Annotated in this window: 7 protein-coding genes; 1 reads left to right on the top strand and 6 read right to left on the bottom strand. The window is 69.3% G+C overall.

The window, feature by feature from the left end:
- Nucleotides 1-720: 720 nt before the first annotated feature.
- Entirely contained in the window at nt 721-1,113 is a 393-nt protein-coding gene (locus RND61_RS32085) for a hypothetical protein (protein ID WP_315881695.1), read from the bottom strand.
- Nucleotides 1,114-1,410: 297 nt separating this feature from the next.
- Here RND61_RS32085 and RND61_RS32090 point away from each other — a divergent pair, with 297 nt between their 5' ends.
- Nucleotides 1,411-1,758 carry an STAS domain-containing protein gene (locus tag RND61_RS32090; RefSeq protein WP_315881696.1) on the top strand — a complete coding sequence of 116 codons (348 nt, stop codon included), beginning with the start codon at nt 1,411-1,413 and terminating at the stop codon, nt 1,756-1,758.
- Here the strand turns inward: RND61_RS32090 and RND61_RS32095 are convergent.
- The 5 genes from RND61_RS32095 to RND61_RS32115 all read right to left on the bottom strand — a co-directional run.
- Nucleotides 1,716-2,048: a helix-turn-helix transcriptional regulator gene (locus RND61_RS32095; RefSeq protein WP_315881697.1), complete on the bottom strand. Its 333-nt coding sequence runs from the start codon at nt 2,046-2,048 to the stop codon at nt 1,716-1,718. The two genes, RND61_RS32090 and RND61_RS32095, sit on opposite strands and share 43 nt — an antisense overlap.
- Before the next feature lie 141 nt (nt 2,049-2,189).
- On the bottom strand, nt 2,190-2,612 hold the full coding sequence (locus RND61_RS32100) for a hypothetical protein (protein WP_315881698.1): 423 nt from the start codon (nt 2,610-2,612) through the stop codon (nt 2,190-2,192).
- Nucleotides 2,609-4,759, bottom strand: a complete 2,151-nt coding sequence (locus RND61_RS32105; protein WP_315881699.1) for a hypothetical protein — start codon at nt 4,757-4,759, stop codon at nt 2,609-2,611. The genes RND61_RS32100 and RND61_RS32105 overlap by 4 nt, the downstream gene beginning before the upstream one ends.
- Complete coding sequence (locus tag RND61_RS32110) at nt 4,756-6,597, bottom strand: hypothetical protein (RefSeq protein WP_315881700.1); 1,842 nt, start codon at nt 6,595-6,597, stop codon at nt 4,756-4,758. The genes RND61_RS32105 and RND61_RS32110 overlap by 4 nt, the downstream gene beginning before the upstream one ends.
- Nucleotides 6,594-8,189 (bottom strand): hypothetical protein (locus tag RND61_RS32115; RefSeq protein ID WP_315881701.1); only part of this gene is annotated, 1,596 nt, incomplete at its 5' end. The genes RND61_RS32110 and RND61_RS32115, both read right to left, overlap by 4 nt.

The following is an 8,189-nucleotide window of genomic DNA, read 5'->3' on the forward strand; positions in this document are numbered from 1 at the left end:
TCCTCTGTCACCTATTCGGGACTGTTGCATCCTCGCTCCGGCGCGGAGCGCCGGAGCATCAGATCCGCTGTGGTGCTGCGCCTTCGGTGGGGTGACGGCGGACGTGCGCTGGGAGGGGCCGGTCTTGTCGCGGTTCGGTGGGTTCAGTTGTGAGCGCGTGGATGATTTGGGCATAGATTTCGATTCGTGGTGTTGGAATTCAGCGGGGATTCTGTTGACGCTTTCGCGGGCTGCATCGAATTCCTGTCGCGGGTGTTTATGGGTGAGGACCCGGCGTTTGCCTCCGGCTTCTGCGGCGACCTGGACGACGGTGAGGGTCCTGGTGGAGCGGGTGGGGGTGCCTGCTGGGGAGTGGCTGGATCGGGGCTTGGATGGCGCCGCGTTCGGCTTCGCGGTCGGTGCTCACGCGCGTGTCCAGTCAGCTCGCGAGAGCTGACGGCACTGGCTGACCGTGGACACGAGTGTGTCTCGCGTGGGGGGATGGTGAGTCGGGTGTCCAGGGCGGGGCAGGGCGGCTTGGCCGTTTCTCGTCGACGTCGTTTCGACACGAACTCGGTAGTCAGCTGTCGTGGTTCTGCCTGATCAATGTCGATGCGGATCGATGTCACCGGGCCCGCAGCGTCAGCCCGTCGGGGCTGCCGGACGCGATGTAGGTCGGCAGGCCAGGCGCTCGGCTGATTGCGGTGGTCGCGGTTTGGGTTTGCGGCTTCTCGCGTCGTGTCAGGACGTGGGAGGAACTGCCCGGTTGAGGGGTGCCAGGTCTCCGTGCAGGGCGGCGTGGAGTGCGGCCGCGAGTTCGCGGGCTCGCTCCTGGCTCGTCACGCTGTGCATCATGAAGTAGATCGGTCCTGTGTAGGCGTCCGCATCGACCTCGCGGTTGTGGACCAAGCGGGTGATCGCGGCCCGCATTGCGTCGTTCACGGTGTCGTCGACGGAGTGTCCGGAGCCGGCGGTGAGCGTGTCCGCCTTCACGGTCCATCGCGGACCGTCGGATTCGATGGCGATGAACACGGCGCCGTGCGCCATGGCCTGCCGGTATGCCTGGTGGAAAGCCGCGGTGCCGCTGGCGTCTGGGATGAGGTGGGCGGGGCAGGGAACCGGCAGCGGCTGCATGAGTGAATTGTGCAAGAGGTCGGTAACATCCACATCTATTGACACTCGGAGATCGTCGAGGTGGCTGCGGCGGCATCCCGAAGGGGCCGCGATGCTGGCCAGCAGAGGCGGCCAAGCGGCAAGAGCGGGCTTGCATGCCCGCCCGGACGGCACCTTTGGGCGTCAGCCGCCGCGAGGTGATCGTTGACGGCACGGGGTGAATGCCTGAGTAGGACGTCCAAGGCGGGGCAGGGGGTCGGTAGGCTCCTGTCGAGATTCCGCCCGTTGTCTCCTGACGAGACGGTTGGGAGAGTTGCTGTGGCTGATCCATCGGTTGAGACGATCGTCTCCGGCCGCTGCCTGGTGGCCAGGGTCAGTGGCGAGATGGATTATGTGACCGACCCGGTATTTCGCCCGCAGTTCAAGGAACTGCTGTCGCAAAGTGCCCGCTTCATCGTGCTGGACCTGTCCGGTGTCTCGTTCTGTGACTCGGCCGGGCTGAACGTGCTGATCGGGGCCTGGCGGCAGGCGGATGCGAGCGGGGTTGTGCTGGTCCTGGCGTGTGTGCCTGAGTCGTTGCGGCCGATCCTGCAGATGACCGGCGTAGATCAGCTCCTGCGCGTCTATGACACCGTCACCGATGCAGAAGCCGTCTTCGGCGGCTGAGCTGAAGTGCCGGCAGCGAGTTCGACAAGGGCGCGGACGACGAGGCCGGCTTCCGCCGGGTGCCGGAAGGGCTTCTCAAGGTTGAGGGTGTACTCGTTGCGCCGTCCGGTCCGTCGCCGGTGCAGATAGCCCTCCTGTTCGAGGTCGGCGAGGATGGTCTGGACCGCTCGTTCGGTGATCTGGCAGGCGGCGGCGATACTTCGCAGCCGTGCGGACGGGTCCCTGGCGATGGTCAGCAGCACCCTGGCGTGACTGGTCAGGAAGGTCCACCGCCGGTCCGGGTGATTCATCGTGATCAGTAGCCTCTCTGGTCCGGTAGGCGAATACGTGTCGAGGAATACCGGAAAATCTCTTCCCTCATGGTGGCAGGACTGCCGGTGCCAATCCACCGGTGTGTGGCCGTCCTCGCTTCGGCGTGGAGCGCCGGAGAGTCAGGTCCGAAGCGATCGGGTCGGTTCGGTCGGGAGGCGGCGGACGTTCGTCGGGAGGGACCGGTCTTGCCGGAGTTCGGTGAGTTCGGTGGTGAGCGCGTGGATGACCTGGGCATAGATCTCGTTTCGTTCGGCCAGTTCGCTGTTGCGCTTGCGTAGCCGTTTGTTCGTGGCTTCGAGGTCGTCGACCTTGGCCTGGAGGTGTTGGAATGCGGCAGGAATTCCGTTGACGCTTTCGCGGGCTGCTTCGAATCCCTGTCGCAGGTCGGGGTGTTTGTGGGTGAGGACCCAGCGTTTGACTCCGGCTTCGGCGGCGAGCTGGACCACGGTGAGGGCTCCGGTGGAGCGGGTGGGGGTGCCGGCGAGGAGGCGCTGGATCGCGGCCTGGATGGCGCCGCGTTCGGCTTCGCGGTCGGTGCTCACGCGCGTGTCTCCTGGTGGGTGGTAAGGATCCGCTGGAGGCGGGCGAGTTCGTGCTGCTCGCGGGCGTGGCGGATGGGAGGGGCCAGCGGGTCATCGACGACGGCCCGCAGTTCGTCGCGGCGGCCCTGGAGGAACGCGATGTCGCGGTCGGTGCGCGCGATGTTCGCGCACGAGGGCTGGCAGTCGTCGAGGTCGGGGGTGCGACGGTTGCTGCGTTCGTCCGTTGCGAGGCGGCAGGCAGCGCGGGCTGGGTCGAGGACACAGGTCATGCCCTGTCCGGGGAAGATCTGCAGGTCGGGGTTGGTCAGGAGAGTGTGGGCTTCGCGGGCGGTGCGCAGGACACGTCCGGCGAAGTGGGTGGATGCGGTGACGCGGTGTCGGTAGGTGTCGGCGGCGGGGCCGCTGACGTGTTCGCCGGCTTCGAGCTGGTCGTGGGCTTCGGCGAGGGTTTCCAGGCGGGCGAGCCATTCTTCGAAGGCCAGGTCGTCGGGGAAGCCGGAGGCGTAGTTGCCGGAGTAGCCGAGCGTCATCTGGACACGGACGTGGCCGTACTGGATCGCGGCGGCGACCAGGCCGCGGGGGCGGCGAGCGATGAACCAGGCGAGGGTGCGGCGCAGGCGGCTGAGCGCGATGCGTGCATCGGTGGGGTCGGCGGGGACCGCGTCGTCGCGCTGGTGGGTTTTGCAGTAGTCGTTGATCCACTCGATCAGGCGGGTGATGTCTTTGTTGCAGAGCGAGTCGTTGCGGGCCCGCCCGACGCGCTCTCGCAGGGAGCCGGCCCCAGATTTCCCGTTGACCAGGAGGGTGTTGGGGAACAGCAGGCGCGCGGTGTGCAGGCGCTGGAGCACGGTGACGGCGGTGGCGACCGGCGCGGTGACCACCCAGGGGTCGGCCCGCTGTTCGCCCTCGGCGCGCGTAGTGCCGTCGGGGTGGCGGACACCTTTGAAGTGCTTGCCGCGCAGCAGGATCAGGCCGGTGACCGGGTCGTGCTCGATGCAGTCGCGTTCGAGGTTGAGCGTCTCCCCGGGGCGCTGTCCCGACAGGTAGCCGATGATGACCAGGCATGCGGTACTCAGGTGCCGGGCCAGCACGGGGGCCTGCTCGTAGGTGATGCGGGTGGCCAGCCACGCCCGGCCGTCGAGCAGGCCGTGGACGGGCGCGGTGAGGTAGGCGTCGTCCGCGACGGGCAGCCCTGATACGGTGACGGTCCTGCGGGCTTTGCCGGTGATCTGGATGCCGAGCTGGAGGCCGAGGATGTAGTGGTTGACGACGGTCTGCCCGTTGGCGTCGCGGCGTCCGGGCAGGGGAAGGCCGCGGGCGCGGTAGTCGTCCAGGAGGCCCTCGACGAGGAGGGGGACAGTGCCTGGTGAGCGGCGCCTGCCCGCCATCGCAGCAGGGGCTGTTGCGGAGCGGGTCCTGCTGCGGGCGGAGAGTGTCTTGTACTCGTCGAAGGCGGTGATGATGTCGTCGGCGAAGTCCTCGACGAACCGCAGGCACCACTTCAGCAGAGCGGTCATGGTCGCTGGGTGAATGCGCGGGGTGCGGTTCTCCTCGCTGACGCGGCTCTGGCCGAGAATGTCCTGGACCCGTTCGCCGTTCCAGGGCGGCGCCTGGGGAAGGCGGTCGTCCTCGTCGGGCAGCAACTCGCGCAGCGTCCACGTGCGTACGACGACAGCAAGGAAGTCTTCTCGCATGTCGTGCGAGACGGGTGCGGCCTTGATGTCGGCGGCGTACTCGTCCAGGTCCGCGGCCGTGACCTGGCCGAAGCGGGTGATACCGCGACCGGTCAGCCACTGGGTGAAGCCCTTGAGGTAACGGCAGTAGGTGACGACGGTGCGGATCGCCGGCCGCGGCATGCCGGGCAGGAAGCCGGTGCCGTCGGCGTCCCTGTGGTTGATCATCAGCCAGACCAGGACCTTGGAGACGTGCTGGAACCCGGCCGGGACGTCGTGGAAGTAGACGCAGACGCGGGAGGCGTGTTCCTGGAAGAGGGCCGGGGTCAGGTTCCAGCGGTCCTCGCCGAACCGTGCCAGGTCCGCGACAGTGGTTCCGGGCCGCAGCGGGCGGGTGGACAGAACCGGGGTGTCGGGGCCGGGCAGCAGACGGCGGACGGCCGGTGCGGCGGGGGCCGGCGGGGTGGGGGTCATGTCAGGTCCAGTCCTCGGGTCAGGAAACGCTCGACGAGCGCGTGGTCGGCTGCGGTGGCCCCGGCGCGGGCGTCCGCAACGACGGCGGGCGCGTAGTGGCCGAGCAGGTCGGTCAGCCGGGCCACGGGTTCGGCCAGGCGTTCGGCCCAGCGCAGCGGCGTCATCTGCTGCTTCCGAGCGGTGAGCGCGTCCAGCACCAGCACCTGGACGGGCAGGTGGGCGGGGGTGGCCCGGGCGCAGGGGCAGGACAGGCAGAGCAGGAAGGAAGCGCCGCAGGGCTTGCCCGCCGGGGTGAAGGGGCTCTGAAGCGGGCTGGTGCAGCCGGCGAGCACGGTGTCCAGGCGCCCGGTGATCAGTTGCTGGAGCGTGGCGGTGTCCATCTGGTGCCGGGCGGCCACCGCCTTGGGCTCGGTGCGGGCCTGTTCGATGTCCTGGGCGGACAGCACCGGGATCGGTGGTGCGGTGCGGGCCCGGGAGACCTGCTGGTCGAGGACGTCGGCGACGATCTTCTGGTACTCGGTCAGGTTCCCGCGGTTGCGGGCCAGATACTCGTTGGCCAGCGTGCTCTCGGTGTGGGCGACGGGCCGCTGGTTGATCTCCAGCCAGGTCATGCGCAGTCGGCGGCTGTCGATGTGCAGCGGCACCGGCCGGCCCTCGTCATCGGGGGCGTCGCAGACCAGGTCGGTGGCCTTGCCCCACAACTGCAGCAGTGCCTTGGGCAGGCCCTGGCGAAAGCCCCGGCCGCACGGATCTTTGGCGTTGTAGTAGGCGAACAGGGAATCGGTCCCCAGCCGTGCGCGGGCCGGGGCCGCCAGGTCCAGCAGCAGGTCGTAGACCCCGAACGGGGTGCTCAGGTCTTCGCGGACCTGATCCGGGGCGGCGGGGACGTCGCGCAGGGCCCCGGTCATGGCGGCCTTGCGGCTGCCGCGACGGGGCTTGACCAGGTCGAGCTGGGCGGTGGGGGTGCCGCCGGCGTGGCCATCGGGGCGGTGGTGGGCGGTGGTCGCCGCGGCCAGCGTCGAGTAGTTCTGGCCGGTCAGGCAGAGCAGCAGCACCGCGGCGGCGCCGATCTCGTGATGCGTCAGGTGCAGACGCGAGGCGACGGCCCTGATGCCTCCAAGGCGCCGCAGGACGTCCAACTGGCGCGGCGTTCCGCACTCGTAACGGGGAATGTCCCCGTGCTGGTCGAAACAGTCCAGCAGGAATCCCTCCTCCCACTGGCCCAGGTCGCCGTCCCGGCCGATGACGCCCGCTCGCCAGCCGGCCAGCAGACGGCGCGCGGCCCGGATGCGTGCGGCGGCGCCCCGCAGCTCCGACCGAGCCCGCGCGGCGATCCGCCGGAACTCCGCCTCGGTGTAGCTCTGGGTGGGCGCATCGGACTTGGCGACCCTGGCCTGGGCCAGCCGGGCCGCGAACTGAGCGGGCGGGTCGGGGGCAAATCGCAGGATGGTCCGCAGCGCGGACACGTCCCGGTGCAGCGTGGTCGCCCCACTCAGCAGGAAGCCGTCGAGATGGACGGCCTTGAGCTGCTCTGGAGAAGTGGGCGGGTTGGACAAAGAGGCCAGGTAGCGGCAGAACCGCTTGAGGATGTTCACCGTGTCCAGGGCCGAGCTGGTGGTGCGGCGAGTCCCGGCCGGGCCCGTCACTCCCAGCACCCCCAATGCCATCCAGTCGCGCAGCTCTCGGGAGACCGGCAGCACGGACAGGTCGATGTCCACGGCCTCACCGCCGCGTTCGGGGAAGAACCGCACCCGGCACTGGTCCTCGTCGACGAACAGCCGCTGCGGCAGCCGGTAGCCAGCGTCAGGCAGGACCGCGCGGCGTCCCGGCCCGCTCACCGGCTCACCGCCGGTGCGGTGATGACTTGGCGGTGGCCGGCGAACATCTCCGCCATCAGTTCCGCCAGGACCGCACCGTGCGCGTGCTCGATCAGCAGGTCGACGTCCAGTTCGCGAAACGGCTCCAGGTAGATGTCCATCGTGGTGGTCACATCGGCATGCCCCAGCAGCGTCTGCACCAGGTGCCAGGTGTCGCCGAACTGGGCCCGGAAGTCGCGCAGTTCCTCCGGGTCCAGGTGGGCGAAGCGGCGTTCATAAAGCAGCCGTCCCACCGAGAACCAGCGCAGGGCCATCGAGTGCCGCAGTATGTGGGCGCTCGCCGCCACCCCGCGCAGGCCGGCGCGGGCGACACGCTCGTTGGCGGTGTCGAAGGTGTGCTGCCAGCCTCGCGCCGACCGGGGCAGCCCGTCCTCGTTCAGCCACAACGCCGCCGGCGCCAGCCCCGACGGCGTGGTCAAAAAGATCCGGCGGCGGACCTGCGGCTTGAGCGCGTCCAGCGGCACCCGCACCAGCGACCCCGTCGAATCGGCCAGCTCCAGCCGCCGCCGGCCCAGCACCCGGTGCAGCACCAGCATCCCGGCCAGGCACTCGTAGCGGCCCGCCCGCTGGGCGCGGCGCACCGCCGCAGCCCGCTCGCCCTCGCAGTAGCCCAGCGTGTCCGCCAGCACCGTGCGCGGCACCCAATACCGGCGTCCCCGCCCGCCCTTGGCGCAGGCCGCCGCCAGCCGGCTTGTGGCATACGCCCGCCCGAAGCTCTCACCGGGCAGCTCCAGCATCAGCACGCTGGCCCACTCCGTCAGCCGCAACCCGGTGCCGTAGAGGCCGTCCGCGAAGGCGCAGTCCCGCTGGCTGTTGCGACCCCGCCACCGGGCCACCTCCCGCCCTTCGCGGTCCAGGCCCCGCAACCCCACATCCCGCCACAAGGCGTAGCCGCCCGGGTCCAGCCACTTCACATTCCGGTCGCGCACCACATGCGGCGCCGCCTCGAACCCGGCCACACCCGCCGTACCCGCACGCGGCGAACACCGCGGGCGTACCACCCGCATCACCGGATTGCGTACCCCGTGGCGCGCGGAGGCCCAGTCGTAGAAGGCACTGACGGCATCGAGGTTGTCCGACACGGTGCCCCCAGCCACCCGCTGCGTATTCGCCTCGTCCGTCATCCGCCAGAACTTGAAACCCTCCACGTCCTCCGCGCCGGCCGCATCCCAGCACCTGCCCACCGCGTCCAGAAAACCCAGCCAGGTGCACAGCGCATACCCATACTTCTCCCGCGTCCCCTCCGACCGATTACGCATCCGCAACGACCCGAAGAACGCATTCACCTCCGGAATAACGCGGCCATCGGAATTGATCAGAAATTCCTGGCCCGCCCGCAGACCGAGACGAGCAGCGAATTCCGGCAAACTCGGCAATCCCGCCAGCACCGGATCCGCGGCGTACCACGGCACCACACGGTCCGGTTCGCACCGGCGCAGGCTCCACACTCCGCAGCGACGGCCAGCCGCCTGTAGTTGATCCCTCATGGCCCGGTACATAACCATGATGTACCGCCACAGACTGCATGCAACACGCTGAACTCGGTACAGACC

It is taken from the genome of Streptomyces tamarix (assembly GCF_032423885.1).
Lineage (GTDB): Bacteria > Actinomycetota > Actinomycetes > Streptomycetales > Streptomycetaceae > Streptomyces > Streptomyces tamarix.

Excerpts from the sequence above, each read along its gene's own strand:
- RND61_RS32085 (WP_315881695.1), bottom strand. The coding sequence starts at position 1,113 with ATGCAGCCGCTGCCGGTTCCCTGCCCCGCCCACCTCATCCCAGACGCC.
- RND61_RS32095 (WP_315881697.1), bottom strand. The coding sequence starts at position 2,048 with ATGAATCACCCGGACCGGCGGTGGACCTTCCTGACCAGTCACGCCAGG.
- RND61_RS32105 (WP_315881699.1), bottom strand. The coding sequence starts at position 4,759 with ATGACCCCCACCCCGCCGGCCCCCGCCGCACCGGCCGTCCGCCGTCTG.